This is a genomic window from Pantoea eucrina (assembly GCF_020079945.1).
Taxonomy (GTDB): domain Bacteria; phylum Pseudomonadota; class Gammaproteobacteria; order Enterobacterales; family Enterobacteriaceae; genus Pantoea; species Pantoea eucrina.
The window spans coordinates 396,350-411,475 of the sequence record NZ_CP083448.1 but is presented as its reverse complement, the minus strand read 5'-3'; the positions used below and the strand labels follow the sequence as shown (position 1 = coordinate 411,475).

Below are 15,126 nucleotides of genomic sequence, written 5' to 3'. Positions count from 1 at the left end.
CATGGAGTTCAGTGTAAAAAGCGGCAGCCCGGAAAAACAGCGGAGCGCCTGCATTGTTGTAGGCGTTTTTGAGCCGCGCCGTTTATCGCCCATTGCCGAACAGCTGGATAAAATCAGCGACGGCTATATCAGTGCGCTGCTGCGCCGCGGCGAACTGGAGGGCAAAGTCGGCCAGACGCTGCTGCTGCACCATGTGCCGAATATTCTCTCTGAACGTATTCTGCTGATTGGCTGCGGCAAAGAGCGCGAGCTGGACGAGCGTCAGTATAAGCAGGTGATCCAGAAGACCATTAACACGCTGAATGACACCGGCTCCATGGAAGCGGTCTGCTTCCTGACCGAACTGCATGTTAAAGGCCGCAACACCTACTGGAAAGTGCGCCAGGCTATCGAAACTTCGAAAGAGGCGCTCTACAACTTTGATCAGCTGAAAAGCAATAAAGTTGAGCCGCGTCGTCCGCTGCGCAAGCTGGTGTTCAACGTCCCGACGCGTCGCGAACTCACCAGCGGTGAGCGCGCTATTCAGCATGGCCTTGCCGTAGCAGCCGGCGTGAAAGCGGCAAAAGATCTCAGCAACATGCCGCCAAATATCTGTAATGCGGCCTATCTCGCTTCGCAGGCACGCCAGCTGGCGGACGCTTACAGCAAAAACGTTACGACCCGTGTTATCGGCGAACAGCAGATGAAAGAGCTGGGCATGAATGCCTATCTTGCGGTCGGCGCCGGTTCGCACAATGAGTCGCTGATGTCGGTTATTGAGTACAAAGGTAACAGCGATCCGGACGCGCGTCCCATCGTGCTGGTGGGTAAAGGGCTGACCTTTGACGCCGGCGGCATTTCCATCAAGCCTGCTGAAGGCATGGATGAGATGAAATATGATATGTGCGGCGCGGCCTCGGTCTATGGCGTAATGCGCATGGTGGCGGAACTCAATCTGCCGCTGAACGTCGTGGGCGTGCTGGTGGGCTGTGAAAATATGCCGGATGGCCGCGCAATGCGCCCGGGCGATGTTCTGACCACGATGTCAGGCCAGACGGTGGAAGTGCTGAATACCGATGCTGAAGGTCGTCTGGTGCTGTGCGACGCCCTCACCTACGTTGAACGTTTTGAGCCTGAAGTGGTGATTGACGTGGCGACCCTGACCGGTGCCTGCGTAATTGCGCTGGGTCATCACGTCAGCGGCCTGCTTTCGAATCACAATCCGCTGGCGCATGAGCTGATCAGCGCTTCTGAACAGTCAGGCGACCGCGCGTGGCGGCTGCCGATGGCCGATGAGTATCAGGAGCAGCTGGAGTCGAACTTTGCCGATATGGCGAATATCGGCGGACGTCCGGGCGGTGCGATTACGGCCGCCTGCTTCCTGGCGCGTTTTGCACGCAAATATAACTGGGCGCACCTCGATATCGCCGGCACCGCATGGCGCTCCGGTAAAGCCAAAGGCGCTACCGGTCGTCCGGTACCGATGCTCTCTCAGTTCCTGCTGAACCGTGCGGGTCTGAACGGCGACGATTAATCGGTATTGCGCGTCCTGTGGCGGCATTTCCCCCGTAGGGGCGCCATTCATGGCGCCCGGTTTGATGCGTGTGCGGAACGTGATGACGCCATTCATGGCGCCCGGGTCGATGCGCGTACGGGACGCGATGGCGTTCAATACGGTGCGGTTATTGGCCAGGGGCGCATAAATGCGCCCCCTGTGGCGGCATTTCCCATTTAGGGGAGCCATTAATGGCGCCCGGGTTGACGCGCGTACGGGACGTGATGACGCCATCAACAACATTCCTGCTGCTGATATCGGCCTTAATGTTGGACGCACGCCGCGCGCTGACGCACAATGCTCTCTGTTGTTACTGATGGAATTTAGCCCGCCATGAAAAACGCCACCTTCTATGTTTTAGAGTCAGAAAGCGCCAGTGATGGCCTTAGCGCTATTGAAGCGCTGGTGTGCGATCTGGCTGCTACCCGCTGGCGTGAAGGCAAACGTATCCTGATCGCCTGTGAAAGCGAAGCGCAGGCGAACCGGCTGGATGAGGCGCTGTGGCAGCGCCCGGCTAACGCCTTTGTGCCACATAATCTGGCGGGTGAAGGCCCGCGTTACGGTGCGCCGGTAGAGCTTGCCTGGCCGCAGCGCCGCAGCAGTGCGCCGCGCGATTTGCTGATCAGCCTGCTGCCGGCATTCGCAGATTTTGCCACCGCTTTCCATGAAGTGATAGACTTCGTACCGTATGAAGAATCCCTGAAACAACCGGCGCGCGATCGCTATAAAGCCTATCGTAGCGTTGGTTTCCAACTGAAAACGGCGCCACCACCCCCGCCGCAAACGACATAGCAGAAATGGACAAGACATATAACCCGCAAGATATCGAGCAGCCGCTCTACGAGCACTGGGAACAGCAGGGCTACTTTAAACCGAATGGCGACACCAGCCAGGAAAGCTTTTGCATCATGATCCCGCCGCCGAACGTTACCGGCAGCTTGCATATGGGTCACGCCTTCCAGCAGACCATTATGGATACCATGATCCGCTACCAGCGCATGCAGGGTAAAAATACCCTGTGGCAGGCGGGCACTGACCATGCCGGTATTGCGACGCAGATGGTTGTAGAGCGTAAGATCGCCGCCGAAGAGGGGAAAACGCGCCAGGATTATGGTCGTGACGCCTTTATCGATAAAATCTGGGAGTGGAAAGCGGAATCAGGCGGCACTATTACCCGCCAGATGCGCCGCCTCGGCAACTCCGTGGACTGGGAGCGCGAGCGCTTCACCATGGATGACGGCCTCTCAAATGCGGTGAAAGAAGTTTTTGTGCGCCTTTATAAAGAGAACCTGATCTACCGTGGCAAACGCCTGGTAAACTGGGACCCTAAACTGCGCACCGCTATCTCCGATCTGGAAGTAGAAAACCGCGAAAGCAAAGGCTCGATGTGGCATATCCGCTATCCGCTGGCGGATGGCGCGACCACGGCAGACGGCAAAGATTATCTGGTTGTCGCCACCACCCGTCCGGAAACCCTGCTGGGCGATACCGGCGTTGCCGTCAATCCGGAAGATCCACGCTATAAAGATCTGATCGGCAAAGAGCTGATCCTGCCGCTGGTAGATCGTCGCATTCCGATCGTGGGTGATGAGCACGCCGATATGGAAAAAGGCACCGGCTGCGTGAAGATCACCCCGGCGCACGATTTCAACGACTATGAAGTGGGTCGTCGTCACAAGCTGCCGATGATCAACATTCTGACCTTTGACGGCGATATCCGCAGCCGTGCCGAGGTGTTTGACACCAACGGTGAAGCGAGCACCGCCTGCTCCGATGAAATCCCGGCGGCGTTTCAGGGTATGGAGCGCTTTGCCGCGCGTAAAGCGATTGTCGCTGCCGTGGATGAAGCGGGCCTGCTGGATGAGATCAAGCCACACGACCTGACGGTGCCGTACGGCGATCGCGGCGGCGTGGTGATTGAGCCGATGCTGACCGATCAGTGGTACGTGCGTACTGCCCCGCTGGCGAAAGTTGCGGTAGAAGCGGTAGAGAACGGCGACATCCAGTTTGTACCGAAGCAGTATGAAAATATGTACTTCTCCTGGATGCGCGATATTCAGGACTGGTGTATTTCACGCCAGCTCTGGTGGGGGCATCGCATTCCGGCGTGGTATGACAACGACGGCAACGTCTATGTCGGCCGCACCGAAGAAGAAGTGCGTCAGGAAAATAATCTGGCTGCAGACGTGGCGCTGCGTCAGGATGATGACGTGCTGGATACCTGGTTCTCCTCCGGCCTGTGGACCTTCTCTACTCTTGGCTGGCCAGAGAACACCGAAGCGCTGCGCACCTTCCACCCCACCAGCGTGCTGGTGAGCGGCTTCGACATTATCTTCTTCTGGATCGCGCGCATGATCATGCTGACCATGCACTTTATCAAAGATGAAAACGGCAAGCCGCAGGTGCCGTTTAAGACCGTCTATATGACCGGTCTGATCCGCGATGAAGAGGGACAGAAGATGTCGAAGTCGAAAGGCAACGTCATCGATCCGCTCGATATGGTTGATGGGATTTCGCTGGAAGCGCTGCTGGAGAAACGTACCGGCAACATGATGCAGCCGCAGCTGGCGGAAAAAATCCGCAAGCGCACCGAGAAGCAGTTCCCGGACGGCATCGTGCCATCAGGCACTGACGCCCTGCGCTTTACGCTGGCCGCGCTGGCCTCAACCGGACGCGATATCAACTGGGATATGAAGCGTCTTGAAGGCTATCGCAACTTCTGTAATAAGCTGTGGAACGCCAGCCGCTTTGTGCTGATGAATACCGAAGATCAGGATTGCGGTCAGCAGGGTGGCGAACTGAAGCTGTCGCTGGCGGATCGCTGGATCCTGAGCGAGTTTAACCGCACGGTGAAAGCGTACCGTGAGGCGCTGGACAGCTATCGCTTCGATATCGCGGCCAATATTCTCTATGACTTCACCTGGAATCAGTTCTGCGACTGGTATCTGGAGCTGACCAAGCCGGTGATGAACAGCGGCAGCGAAGCGGAGCTGCGCGGCACGCGCAACACGCTGGTAACGGTGCTGGAAGCCCTGCTGCGTCTGGCACACCCGATTATTCCGTTTATTACGGAAACTATCTGGCAGCGCGTAAAAGTGCTGAAAAACATCGATCATGACACCATTATGCTGCAGCCGTTCCCGCAGTATGACGCGGCGAATGAGGATGCCGCAGCGCAGGCAGACATTGAGTGGATGAAACAGGCGATTGTCGCGGTACGTAATATCCGTGCTGAGATGAACATCGCGCCGAGCAAGCCGCTGGATGTGCTGCTGCGCGACTGTTCCGCTGACGCACAGCGTCGCGTGGAAGAGAACCGCAACTTCCTCTCCCGCCTGGCGCGTCTCGCGAGCCTGACGATCCTGCCGGCGGGCGACAAAGGCCCGGTCTCTGTGACCAAGATCGTCGAGGGCGCAGAGCTGCTGATCCCGATGGCCGATCTGGTCAACAAAGAGGCGGAGCTGGAGCGTCTGGCAAAAGAGCTGCTGAAGCTGGATGTTGAGATTGAGAAGATCCAGACCAAGCTGGCGAACGAAGGCTTTGTGTCGCGCGCCCCGGAAGCGGTGGTCGCGAAAGAGCGCGAGCGCGTGGCGGAGATGGAGCAGTCAAAAGCAAAACTGATTGAACAGCAGGGCGTGATTGCGGCATTGTAAGCGCTTAAGACCTGTTCGTTAACCGAAGCCGGGCTCTGCCCGGCTTTTTTATTACCGGAATTCTGCCATGAGCACCCTCACCTCACTGAATCTGCAGGTCCGCCCGATCTGCGCCGCGGACAACCAGCCGATTGCACAGGTGATCCGCACGGTGTCAGCCGAGTTTGGCCTGACCGCGGATAAAGGCTATACCGTCGCCGATCCCCAGCTTGATAGCCTGTTTGAACTCTACAGTACCCCAGGGAGCGCCTACTGGATTGTGGAGCTGGAAGGCAGCGTCGTGGGCGGCGGCGGCATTGCGCCGCTGGCGTGCAGCGCGCCCGATATCTGCGAACTCCAGAAGATGTATTTTCTGCCGCAGGTGCGCGGGCTCGGCCTGGCGCGTGAACTGGCGCTGCGCGCGCTGGCGTTTGCCCAGGCGCAGGGGTTCCGCCGCTGCTATCTGGAGACCACCGCCAGCCTGACGCGGGCGATTGCGCTTTATGAAGCGCTGGGATTTACGCACATTGACCGCGCCATGGGCTGTACCGGTCACGTCGATTGCGAAGTGCGGATGCTTAAAACGCTGGCGTAGAAGCCCGCACTCAGAACGCGGGCACGCCGCTGTGAAAGCGCAGCTCCGTATCCGGCTCGCCGATCAGGCGCGCTTCCGCTGCGCCGATCGCCTGCACGCGCGGTGTAATATCGCGCGGTGAGATCTGCGCTGCCAGCGCAAGGTAGTCCTGATAGTGACGCGCTTCTGAACGCAGCAGCGAGATATAGAACTTCTCCAGCTGCGCATCCAGATGCGGTGCCAGGCTGGCAAACCGTTCGCAGGAGCGCGCTTCAATATAGGCGCCGCAAATCAGCTTATCCACCAGCGTATCGGGCTCATGGGTGGTGACCTCCCGCAGCAGCCCTTTTGCATAGCGGCTGGCGGTGATTTTGCGGTAAATCAGACCGCGCGCCTGCATGATCTCCCATACCTGATAAAAGTGGTGCAGCTCCTCTTTGATCAGCAGCACCATCTTCTCCACCATCTCATCCGCCCACGGCAGTTCGTTGCGCACGATAACGCTTTTGGTCAGATTTTTATGCGCATTGATGAAGTCGCTGCTGTGCGCTTCGCCAAAGACAAACGCCTCATAAGGTTCGAGCCACGCCAGAATCGCCTCACCGCTCGGTTTATCTGCCACATATTTACGGATCAGCCATACGGCGGTCTGTGCCGCTTTCAGCTCACATACCATGTGATCGGTCAGCAGCAGCGTAAGATTTTCCGGTTTGCGCGCCTCTGCGATCCACGCCTCAGGCGTGCGACAGTGCAGGAACTGGTGGATGGGTGCTAATAGCGGGGCGTAATTCATCGGTGGTCTTTACAGGCAGGTAAGTGAAACGGGCGACAGGCGCCGCCCGGTACAATCAGTGACGGACGCCGTTATCCTCGCCGTCGTCGTCCATCTCTTCATCTTCGTCTTCGTCATCTTCCGCGTTGGGATCTTCGAAGTAGGTACCCCAGCCGTCATAATCGACGTTGTATTTGCCCACCAGGTTCACCAGCTGCTCAACCTGCGCATCGATCAGTTCAGGTTTCAGGGCAGATTCGCTGAGGATATCCACACACATTACCGTGGTGCCATCTTCCAGCTCCAGCTCTTCCGGCTCGGTGACTTCATAGCCCAGCTTAAACGCATCAACTGCCGCTTTTTCCAGCGAGTCGAAGTTGTTGCAGGAGAGATGATGTTCAATGGTGTAGAGCGCGTCCGGATCGCTTCCGTCATCCAGCAGCTCTTCGATGATCAGACGCGTCTCTTCGCGCTGTTCTTCCAGCAATGCTTCGTATGCCATGTGTGAGTCCTCAAAATGGTGGCAGTGAATGCAATTATTTTCCCATACTGCCTCGCGCGCCACTACACAAAACAGAAAGTTTATTTGCGCCGGGGTTGAAAATGAATATTCATACCATTAAATTGAATTTTAATTCATTATTAAGCAGCTTACGGAGCAAAGCATGAGCCAGTTATATTCGAAACATTTCCTGCGGTTGCTGGATTTTACTCCGGCAGAGATCGCCAGCCTGCTGTCGCTGGCCGCTGAATTAAAGCAGGCCAAAAAAAGCGGCAGTGAACCGCGCTACCTTACCGGCAAAAATATTGCGCTCATCTTCGAAAAAGACTCGACCCGTACCCGATGCTCTTTCGAAGTTGCCGCTTACGATCAGGGTGCAAACGTGACCTATCTCGGGCCGGGCGGCAGTCAGATTGGGCATAAAGAGTCGATGAAAGACACCGCCCGGGTGCTGGGACGCTTCTATGACGGTATTCAGTATCGCGGCTATGGTCAGGCGCTGGTGGAAACTTTGGCTGAACACGCCGGTGTACCAGTGTGGAACGGTCTGACCGATGAGTTTCATCCTACGCAGCTGCTGGCCGATCTGCTCACGATGCAGGAGCAGCTGCCGGGTAAAGCGCTGAGCGACATGACGCTGGTGTATGTGGGCGACGCGCGCAATAACATGGGCAACAGCATGCTGGAGGCCGCCGCGCTGACGGGGCTCGATTTGCGTCTGGTAGCGCCTGAAGCGTGCTGGCCGGAGAGCGGGCTGGTAGAGACGTGCCGGGCAGCGGCGGCGCAAACCGGCGGCAAAATTACGCTGACGGAGAATATCGCCGAAGGCGTGCAGGGTGCAGACTTTATCTATACTGACGTCTGGGTCTCTATGGGCGAGGCGAAATCGGTGTGGGAAGAGCGTATCGCTCTGCTGCGCCCCTATCAGGTTAACAGCGCGATGCTGGCGCTGACCGGTAATCCGCAGGTGAAGTTTCTGCACTGCCTGCCCGCTTTTCACGATGACAAAACCACGCTGGGCCAGCAGCTGGCGGCGCAGTACGGACTGGAAGCCGGAATGGAAGTCAGCGAAGAGGTATTTGAGTCGGCGCACAGCGTGGTATTCGATCAGGCGGAAAACCGCATGCACACCATTAAAGCAGTGATGGTGGCCACGCTGGCTCAGCGCTGATTAACGCCAGGCAAACGTTTACTTAGCGCTTGCTGCCCGCCCGCGAATGCGTATAATGCGCCACAATTTGCCGGAGGAAATATGCCACAGTGCCAGCCACATTTTGCCGCTCCCGTCCGCCTGAACGCAGGCGGCACCGCTGTTTCTTTCCGCTATTCACCGATCGTTATAAAGCCCCTGTAAAGGGGCTTTTTTTTGTCCGCTATCCGGCAGCACTGAGGAGAAAGCTATGGCTAACCCGCTATATCGCAAACACATCATTTCCATCAACGATCTTAATCGCGATGAACTGGAGCTGGTGCTGCATACCGCTGCCCGGCTTAAGGCGCAGCCGCAGCCTGAGCTGCTGAAGCATAATGTGATTGCCAGCTGTTTTTTCGAAGCCTCTACCCGGACCCGCCTCTCGTTTGAGACGGCGATGCATCGCCTGGGGGCATCGGTGGTCGGGTTCGCCGACGGCGGTAACACCTCGCTGGGCAAGAAAGGCGAAACGCTGGCCGACACCATTTCCGTCATCGGCACCTACGTTGACGCTATCGTGATGCGCCATCCGCAGGAGGGTGCGGCGCGTCTGGCCACGGAATTTTCCGGCGGCGTACCGATCCTCAACGCCGGCGATGGTGCGAATCAGCATCCGACGCAAACCCTGCTCGATCTCTTTACCATCCGTGAAACGCAGGGGCGGCTTGATAACCTCAGCGTCGCGATGGTCGGCGATCTGAAATATGGCCGTACCGTGCACTCGCTTACGCAGGCGCTGGCAAAATTCACCGGCAACCGTTTTTACTTTATCGCCCCGTCAGCACTCGCCATGCCCGCCTATATTACCGATATGCTGGATGAACAGAACATTGTCTGGACGCGGCACGACAGCATTGAAGAGGTGCTGCCTGAACTCGACATTCTTTATATGACACGGGTGCAGAAAGAGCGTCTCGATCCGTCAGAGTACGCCAATGTTAAGGCACAGTTCATTCTGCGCGCCGCCGATCTGCACGGCGCGCGCGGCAATATGAAGGTGCTGCATCCGCTGCCGCGCGTGGATGAGATCGCCACCGACGTCGACAGCACGCCCCATGCCTGGTATTTCCAGCAGGCGGGGAACGGCATTTTTGCCCGCCAGGCGCTTCTGGCGCTGGTACTGAATAGCGAACTGACAGACTAAGGAGCCGACGATCATGACCCAGGATAATAAACTGCAGGTAGAAGCGATTAAACGCGGCACGGTAATCGATCATATTCCGGCCCAGACGGGATTTACGTTGCTGTCGCTGTTCCGCCTGACGGAAACCGAGCAGCGTATTACCATCGGCCTTAACCTTCCTTCCGGCGAGATGGGACGTAAGGATCTGATCAAAATCGAGAACACTTTTCTTACTGAAGATCAGATCAATCAGCTGGCGTTTTATGCGCCGCACGCTACGGTAAACCGTATCGAAGAGTATGAGGTGGTGGCCAAAATTACCCCAACGCTGCCGGCGCGCATTGAGCAGGTGCTGACCTGCCCGAACAGCAACTGTATCAGCCGCAGCGAGCCGGTTTTCTCCAGCTTTGCGGTAAAGCAGCGTGAAGATGATATCCACCTGCAGTGTAAATATTGCGAGAAGTCGTTTGCCCGCCATGTGGTGCTGGGTCACTGGTAATCATCTGACCGCTCCCTATAATGGGAACCCTTGCTTACGCGGCGAGCGCCCCGCTGGCCGCGCACTTCTGAGGAGAAACGATGTCTCGCGAAATCAGTACGGAACAGGCTCCCGCCGCTATCGGTCCCTATGTGCAGGGCGTAGATCTCGGCAGCATGATTATCACCTCCGGACAGATCCCGGTCGATCCGGCAACCGGCGCGGTCGCCGATGATGTGGCAGCCCAGGCGCGCCAGTCGCTGGAGAATGTCAAAGCGATTGTTGAAGCAGCCGGTCTGCAGGTTGGCGACATTGTCAAAACCACGGTCTTTGTCAAAGACCTCAACGACTTTGCCACGGTTAACGCCACTTACGAGGCGTTTTTTACTGAGCATCAGGCCAGCTTCCCGGCGCGCTCCTGTGTCGAGGTCGCCCGCCTGCCTAAAGATGTCAAAATTGAGATTGAAGCGATCGCCGTACGTCGCTGATCCCCTGCCCCTCTCCCGGCCGGGAGGGGGGACTCACCACTTCCTTGCGGCATATCAAGCCATACGCAATTAATCCCGCCCCGGACACAACATATAGTCATTACACTACCTGAAATATCTATATATAGCTCAGGAGTGGTGAATGGTGACGACGGTTATAAAACGCGACGGCTGCAGAGTCCCCTTTGATATACAGCGTATTGAACAGGCCATTGCGGCGGCGGCAGAGGCAGTGGCGCAGTGCGATCCTGCCTGGTGCCGGGCGCTGGCTGAGCAGATTGGTCAACAGCTGGCCGCGCGCGCGGAAGTCGATATCCATGAGATCCAGCTGGCGGCTGAAGAGGCGCTGATGCATGCCGGTAAACCGGCGGTGGCGCGCGCGTGGATTGAGTATCGCCACGACCGGGACCGGGCGCGCGAGCAGCGCAGCCGGCTGCATCACGCCATCAGGGGGCTGGTGGAGCAGACCGACACCGCGCTGCTGCATGAGAATGCGAACAAAGACAGTAATGTCATCCCGACCCAGCGCGACCTGCTGGCGGGCATCGTGGCAAAACATTATGCGCAGCGGCATCTGCTGCCGCGCGCGGTGGCCGAGGCGCACGATCGCGGCGAGATCCACTATCACGATCTCGATTACGCCCCCTTTTTCCCGATGTTCAACTGCATGCTGGTCGACCTGCGCGGCATGCTGACCCGGGGCTTCAAAATGGGCAATGCGGAGATCGAGCCGCCGAAATCGATCGCCACCGCCACCGCCGTTACCGCGCAGATCATCGCGCAGGTCGCCAGCCATATTTATGGCGGCACGACGCTTAACCGCATTGATGAAGTGCTGGCGCCGTTTGTGGAATTAAGCATGGCGAAGCATCGGCAGGTCGCGGCGGCGTGGCAGATCGCCCGCGCGGAGGAGTATGCCCGGGAACGCACTGAAAAAGAGTGCTATGACGCGTTTCAGTCGCTGGAATATGAAGTCAATACGCTGCACACCGCCAACGGCCAGACCCCGTTTGTGACCTTTGGCTTCGGGCTTGGCACCTGCGAAGCAGCACGCATGATCCAGCGGGCGATTCTGCACAACCGTATCGCCGGGCTGGGTAAAAACCATAAAACGGCGGTATTTCCCAAGCTGGTTTTTGCCATCCGCGAGGGGATTAACCGTCGACCGGGCGACATTAATTATGATATCAAACAGCTGGCGCTGCGCTGCGCCGCTAAACGCATGTATCCCGACATCCTCAATTATGACCAGGTTGTGGCGGTGACCGGCTCATTTAAAACGCCGATGGGCTGCCGCAGCTTTCTCGACCGCTATGACGTGCAGGGAGAGCCGGTTCATGACGGGCGCTGCAACCTCGGCGTGGTGACGATCAATCTGCCGCGCATTGCGCTGGAGGCGCAGGGCAATGATGACCGCTTCTGGCAACTGCTCGATAAGCGACTGGTGCTGACAAAGCAGGCCCTGATGACGCGTATCGCGCGTCTTGAACGCACCAAAGCGCGCGTGGCGCCGATTCTTTACATGGAGGGAGCGTGCGGCATACGGCTGCAGGCTGATGAAGAGATTGGCGTTCTGTTCCGCAACGGACGCGCGTCGGTTTCGCTTGGCTTTATTGGTCTGCATGAGACGCTGAATGCGCTGAGCGGTAATGCGCAGCACCCTTACGATTCGCCCGCGCTGCAGGCAAAAGGCGTGGCGATTGTTTCCCGCCTGCGCGCGGCGGCCAGCGCGTGGAAAGCGGAGAGCGGCTACGGCTTTAGCCTCTACAGCACGCCGAGTGAAAACCTGTGCGATCGCTTCTGTCGCCTCGATGCAGCGGAATTTGGTGTGGTTCCGGGCGTGACCGATAAAGGCTACTACACCAACAGCTTCCACCTTGATGTAGAGAAGAAGGTGAATCCGTACGATAAAATCGATTTTGAAGCGCCCTATCCGGCCATCAGCAGCGGCGGCTTTATCTGTTACGGCGAATATCCCAGCCTGCAGCACAACCTGAAAGCGCTGGAAGATGTCTGGGACTACAGCTATCACCGCGTGCCCTACTACGGCACCAATACGCCGATCGATGAGTGCTACGCCTGCGGCTTCAGCGGCGAGTTCAGCTGCACCAGCAAAGGCTTTACCTGTCCCGCCTGTGGCAATCGCGACCCTGCCCGGGTCTCCGTCACGCGCCGCGTCTGCGGCTATCTTGGCAGCCCGGACGCCCGCCCCTTCAATGCCGGTAAACAGCAGGAGGTGCAGCGACGCGTGAAGCACATGAGTGGCGGCCTGCCGAAATGATGCGTATTCATGGCTATTATGACATTGACGTGGTGAACGGGCCGGGCACGCGCTGCACGCTGTTTGTCGCGGGCTGCGAGCATCGGTGCCGGGGCTGCTATAACCCGCGCACCTGGCGCACCGACACGGGCACACCCTTTACGCTGCAGATGGAAGAACAGCTGATTGCCGATCTCAACGATACCCGCGTGCCGCGTCAGGGCTTATCGCTCAGCGGGGGCGATCCGCTGCATCCGCACAACGTACCGCATATTCGCCGGCTGGTGCGGCGCGTGCGGCGCGACTGCCCCGGTAAAGATATCTGGCTCTGGACCGGCTATGAGCTGGCTGAGCTTTCTGCCGCTCAGCGGGTGATACTCGACGCTATCGATGTGCTTATTGATGGCCGCTTTGTTGAGGCTGAAAAGGATGCACGGCTGCAGTGGCGCGGCAGTCGTAATCAAAAGATCTGGTGGTTGCGCCAGCCGCCGCCTGCGGAAGACATTGCGCCGCCGGGCTTGCGTTTCAGTGATTAGCGTCCAGACTTGTCAGGTCACTCATGCAACGAACCCTGGGTTCGTTAACCACATGGAGAAGAGAAGATGGGCAAGAAAATAGCGGTTCTGATCACCGATGATTTTGAGGATTCTGAATTTACCTCACCAGCGGATGCTTACACCCAGGCGGGCCATGAAGTGGTCACCATTGAGATGCAGGCAGGAAAAACGGTGAAAGGTAAACAGGGCAAAGCAGAAGTGAAGATTGATAAAGATATCGATCACGTCAGTGCAGCAGAATTTGATGCACTGCTGCTGCCGGGCGGCCACTCCCCCGACGCGCTGCGCGGTGACGATCGCTTTGTCAATTTCACCAAAGAGTTTGTTGCCAGCGGCAAACCGATTTTCGCTATTTGTCACGGTCCACAGCTGCTGATCAGCGCCAACGGCGTGCGCGGCCGCAAGATGACCTGTGTGAAAGCGATTGCGATCGATTTGCGTAACGCGGGTGCCGATTTTTACGACAAAGAAGTGGTCGTGGATGATGACAAGCTGGTCACCAGCCGCACCCCGGAAGATCTGCCGGCATTTAACCGCGAATCGCTGCGCATCCTGAGCGCATCATAATATCCCGGCCGCCTGTAGTATCCAGGGCGGCATGATATATCTGACCCAGGGCGGCATGAATGCCGCCCCTGTGATTGCACGATCTGTAGGGGGCGCATTCATGCGCCCCTGGTGTATTTATGATGCGATACGCTGCCAGCTGATTTTCTTGCCAAAACCCAGTGTGTTATCCGTCATCTTCAGCTCATCTATCGTGAGCTGCCACAGAGGCGCGGTGACTTTTTTTGCGACCGGAAAACGGCGCTGATAGGCGCTTAACGCCTGCGCATCCTCGCTTAGCCGGATATGTCCGCGATACTGGACGCCTTTAAGCATCTGAACACTTTTCGGCTGGCCATTAATGGTGCCTGCGACCTGCGGGTTATGCAGCATCATGGCACCGTGACGCGTGGCGGTGTCGCTCATCAGCCAGAATGCCATCTGTGCTTCATCAAACAGATAGTAGCAATTAGCGCACCACAGCTCTTCCGATGCGCTGGCGCAAAGCGAAAGCACATGCTGTTTCTTCAGGTAGCGCAGTAAATGAGACAGATCGGACAAAGGTCGCTCCCTGCACATAGCCGTGAACGCGGCGGCACGTTACACTGCTGGTGCTTTGTTTTGAGGTCTGAGAAATGGAACAGAACTGGCAGCTTTATATGCTGCAAACCGCTGCCGGGATGATCTATACCGGAATTACCACCGATGTGGCGCGCCGGCTGCTGCAGCATCAGCAGGGACGCGGCGCCCGCTCGCTGCGCGGTAAAGGGCCGCTTACGCTGATGTTTCACTGCCCTGCCGGTGACCGCGCTGCGGCTTCACGACTGGAGTATCAGGTCAAACAACTCGCCCGTACCCACAAACTGCTGCTGATAGCGCAACAGCCGGCGTGTCTGACCACCTGGTTTACTCAGCGTGGTTAAAAGGCGCAGCAAATACCACTAACCCTTCTGCGCCGCTGAACGCATCGTCTGCCAGCTTGTAAATCTGGAATGTCGCCTCGCTGTCGGGCCAGCGGCAGTGCAGCCCATGATGGGCCGCCGACTCAAAGCCCAGCGGCTGGTAAAATGCGGGATCGCCCAGCACCACCACCGCGCTGTAGCTGAATTCATTCAGTGAATCGAGCCCCTCATAAACCAGCTGCTTTGCCAGGCCCTGCCCGCGTACCGAACTGTCAACGGCCAGTGGAGCCAGCGCCACCCAGTTACGATCTTCACCCTGCAGCGTTACCGGACTGAAAGCAGCATAGCCCAGCACCTGACCCTCATCATCGGTTGCCACCACGCCCAGCGTGAGCAATCCATCTTCGCGCAGCTGCTGTACCCGTTCAGCTTCAGCTGGGGTCGCAAAACTGCGTTTTAACAGGCTGTCGATGCCGGCAGCATCAACGCCAATCTCAGTACGAATTAACATGGCATCCCCGTGCGTGACGCATAAGCCTGCGCCTTCTGTTCCCTTCTGCCTTAGC

At 57.7% G+C, this 15,126-nt stretch carries 16 protein-coding genes; 12 read left to right on the top strand and 4 right to left on the bottom strand.

The window, feature by feature from the left end; all coding sequences use genetic code 11:
* Window position 1 precedes the first annotated feature (1 nt).
* The 4 genes from pepA to LAC65_RS01860 all read left to right on the top strand — a co-directional run bounded on the left by pepA (window position 2) and on the right by LAC65_RS01860 (window position 5,761).
* On the top strand, window positions 2–1,513 hold the full coding sequence (gene pepA / locus LAC65_RS01875) for a leucyl aminopeptidase (protein ID WP_039382329.1): 1,512 nt from the start codon (window positions 2–4) through the stop codon (window positions 1,511–1,513).
* Window positions 1,514–1,867: 354 nt separating this feature from the next.
* Window positions 1,868–2,326, top strand: a complete 459-nt coding sequence (locus tag LAC65_RS01870) for a DNA polymerase III subunit chi (RefSeq protein WP_039382327.1) — start codon at window positions 1,868–1,870, stop codon at window positions 2,324–2,326.
* 5 nt (window positions 2,327–2,331) lie between these two features.
* Window positions 2,332–5,187 (top strand): valine--tRNA ligase, encoded by a 2,856-nt coding sequence (locus LAC65_RS01865; protein ID WP_039382324.1) that lies wholly within the window; start codon window positions 2,332–2,334, stop codon window positions 5,185–5,187.
* A 67-nt stretch (window positions 5,188–5,254) separates the two neighbouring features.
* A complete protein-coding gene (locus LAC65_RS01860) occupies window positions 5,255–5,761 on the top strand; it encodes a GNAT family N-acetyltransferase (protein WP_039382322.1) in 507 nt (168 codons plus the stop codon).
* Between the two features lie 10 nt (window positions 5,762–5,771).
* Here the strand turns inward: LAC65_RS01860 and miaE are convergent, their stop codons facing one another.
* Window positions 5,772–6,533 carry a tRNA isopentenyl-2-thiomethyl-A-37 hydroxylase MiaE gene (gene miaE / locus LAC65_RS01855; protein ID WP_039382319.1) on the bottom strand — a complete coding sequence of 254 codons (762 nt, stop codon included), beginning with the start codon at window positions 6,531–6,533 and terminating at the stop codon, window positions 5,772–5,774.
* Between the two features lie 55 nt (window positions 6,534–6,588).
* Entirely contained in the window at window positions 6,589–7,014 is a 426-nt protein-coding gene (gene rraB, locus LAC65_RS01850; RefSeq protein WP_039382316.1) for a ribonuclease E inhibitor RraB, read from the bottom strand.
* A gap of 163 nt (window positions 7,015–7,177) precedes the next feature.
* Between rraB and argF the strand changes: the two genes are divergently transcribed.
* From argF to LAC65_RS01815, 7 genes are all read left to right on the top strand, one after another.
* On the top strand, window positions 7,178–8,185 hold the full coding sequence (argF, locus tag LAC65_RS01845; RefSeq protein ID WP_039382314.1) for an ornithine carbamoyltransferase: 1,008 nt from the start codon (window positions 7,178–7,180) through the stop codon (window positions 8,183–8,185).
* 229 nt (window positions 8,186–8,414) lie between these two features.
* Window positions 8,415–9,350 carry an aspartate carbamoyltransferase gene (gene pyrB, locus LAC65_RS01840; RefSeq protein ID WP_039382311.1) on the top strand — a complete coding sequence of 312 codons (936 nt, stop codon included), beginning with the start codon at window positions 8,415–8,417 and terminating at the stop codon, window positions 9,348–9,350.
* A 13-nt stretch (window positions 9,351–9,363) separates the two neighbouring features.
* Complete coding sequence (gene pyrI / locus LAC65_RS01835; RefSeq protein WP_039382309.1) at window positions 9,364–9,828, top strand: aspartate carbamoyltransferase regulatory subunit; 465 nt, start codon at window positions 9,364–9,366, stop codon at window positions 9,826–9,828.
* A gap of 80 nt (window positions 9,829–9,908) precedes the next feature.
* Entirely contained in the window at window positions 9,909–10,295 is a 387-nt protein-coding gene (ridA, locus tag LAC65_RS01830) for a 2-iminobutanoate/2-iminopropanoate deaminase (RefSeq protein WP_039382308.1), read from the top strand.
* 142 nt (window positions 10,296–10,437) lie between these two features.
* Complete coding sequence (nrdD, locus tag LAC65_RS01825) at window positions 10,438–12,576, top strand: anaerobic ribonucleoside-triphosphate reductase (RefSeq protein ID WP_039382305.1); 2,139 nt, start codon at window positions 10,438–10,440, stop codon at window positions 12,574–12,576.
* Window positions 12,573–13,091, top strand: a complete 519-nt coding sequence (nrdG, locus tag LAC65_RS01820; RefSeq protein ID WP_052246465.1) for an anaerobic ribonucleoside-triphosphate reductase-activating protein — start codon at window positions 12,573–12,575, stop codon at window positions 13,089–13,091. The genes nrdD and nrdG overlap by 4 nt, the downstream gene beginning before the upstream one ends.
* Before the next feature lie 66 nt (window positions 13,092–13,157).
* Window positions 13,158–13,679 carry a type 1 glutamine amidotransferase domain-containing protein gene (locus tag LAC65_RS01815; RefSeq protein WP_039382303.1) on the top strand — a complete coding sequence of 174 codons (522 nt, stop codon included), beginning with the start codon at window positions 13,158–13,160 and terminating at the stop codon, window positions 13,677–13,679.
* A gap of 117 nt (window positions 13,680–13,796) precedes the next feature.
* Here the strand turns inward: LAC65_RS01815 and LAC65_RS01810 are convergent, their stop codons facing one another.
* A complete protein-coding gene (locus tag LAC65_RS01810; protein WP_039382301.1) occupies window positions 13,797–14,219 on the bottom strand; it encodes a YhbP family protein in 423 nt (140 codons plus the stop codon).
* 74 nt (window positions 14,220–14,293) lie between these two features.
* Here LAC65_RS01810 and LAC65_RS01805 point away from each other — a divergent pair, with 74 nt between their 5' ends.
* Window positions 14,294–14,581: a GIY-YIG nuclease family protein gene (locus LAC65_RS01805; RefSeq protein WP_039382299.1), complete on the top strand. Its 288-nt coding sequence runs from the start codon at window positions 14,294–14,296 to the stop codon at window positions 14,579–14,581.
* On the opposite strand, the gene LAC65_RS01800 is transcribed toward LAC65_RS01805, so the two are convergent.
* Window positions 14,565–15,071: a GNAT family N-acetyltransferase gene (locus tag LAC65_RS01800; RefSeq protein ID WP_039382296.1), complete on the bottom strand. Its 507-nt coding sequence runs from the start codon at window positions 15,069–15,071 to the stop codon at window positions 14,565–14,567. The genes LAC65_RS01805 and LAC65_RS01800 overlap by 17 nt on opposite strands.
* Between the last annotated feature and the right edge of the window lie 55 nt (window positions 15,072–15,126).

Bases quoted from the DNA above. Each gene is read 5' to 3' on its own strand.
- pepA (WP_039382329.1), top strand. From the start codon at position 2: ATGGAGTTCAGTGTAAAAAGCGGCAGCCCGGAAAAACAGCGGAGCGCC.
- LAC65_RS01870 (WP_039382327.1), top strand. From the start codon at position 1,868: ATGAAAAACGCCACCTTCTATGTTTTAGAGTCAGAAAGCGCCAGTGAT.
- LAC65_RS01865 (WP_039382324.1), top strand. From the start codon at position 2,332: ATGGACAAGACATATAACCCGCAAGATATCGAGCAGCCGCTCTACGAG.
- LAC65_RS01860 (WP_039382322.1), top strand. From the start codon at position 5,255: ATGAGCACCCTCACCTCACTGAATCTGCAGGTCCGCCCGATCTGCGCC.
- miaE (WP_039382319.1), bottom strand. From the start codon at position 6,533: ATGAATTACGCCCCGCTATTAGCACCCATCCACCAGTTCCTGCACTGT.
- rraB (WP_039382316.1), bottom strand. From the start codon at position 7,014: ATGGCATACGAAGCATTGCTGGAAGAACAGCGCGAAGAGACGCGTCTG.
- argF (WP_039382314.1), top strand. From the start codon at position 7,178: ATGAGCCAGTTATATTCGAAACATTTCCTGCGGTTGCTGGATTTTACT.
- pyrB (WP_039382311.1), top strand. From the start codon at position 8,415: ATGGCTAACCCGCTATATCGCAAACACATCATTTCCATCAACGATCTT.
- pyrI (WP_039382309.1), top strand. From the start codon at position 9,364: ATGACCCAGGATAATAAACTGCAGGTAGAAGCGATTAAACGCGGCACG.
- ridA (WP_039382308.1), top strand. From the start codon at position 9,909: ATGTCTCGCGAAATCAGTACGGAACAGGCTCCCGCCGCTATCGGTCCC.
- nrdD (WP_039382305.1), top strand. From the start codon at position 10,438: ATGGTGACGACGGTTATAAAACGCGACGGCTGCAGAGTCCCCTTTGAT.
- nrdG (WP_052246465.1), top strand. From the start codon at position 12,573: ATGATGCGTATTCATGGCTATTATGACATTGACGTGGTGAACGGGCCG.
- LAC65_RS01815 (WP_039382303.1), top strand. From the start codon at position 13,158: ATGGGCAAGAAAATAGCGGTTCTGATCACCGATGATTTTGAGGATTCT.
- LAC65_RS01805 (WP_039382299.1), top strand. From the start codon at position 14,294: ATGGAACAGAACTGGCAGCTTTATATGCTGCAAACCGCTGCCGGGATG.
- LAC65_RS01800 (WP_039382296.1), bottom strand. From the start codon at position 15,071: ATGTTAATTCGTACTGAGATTGGCGTTGATGCTGCCGGCATCGACAGC.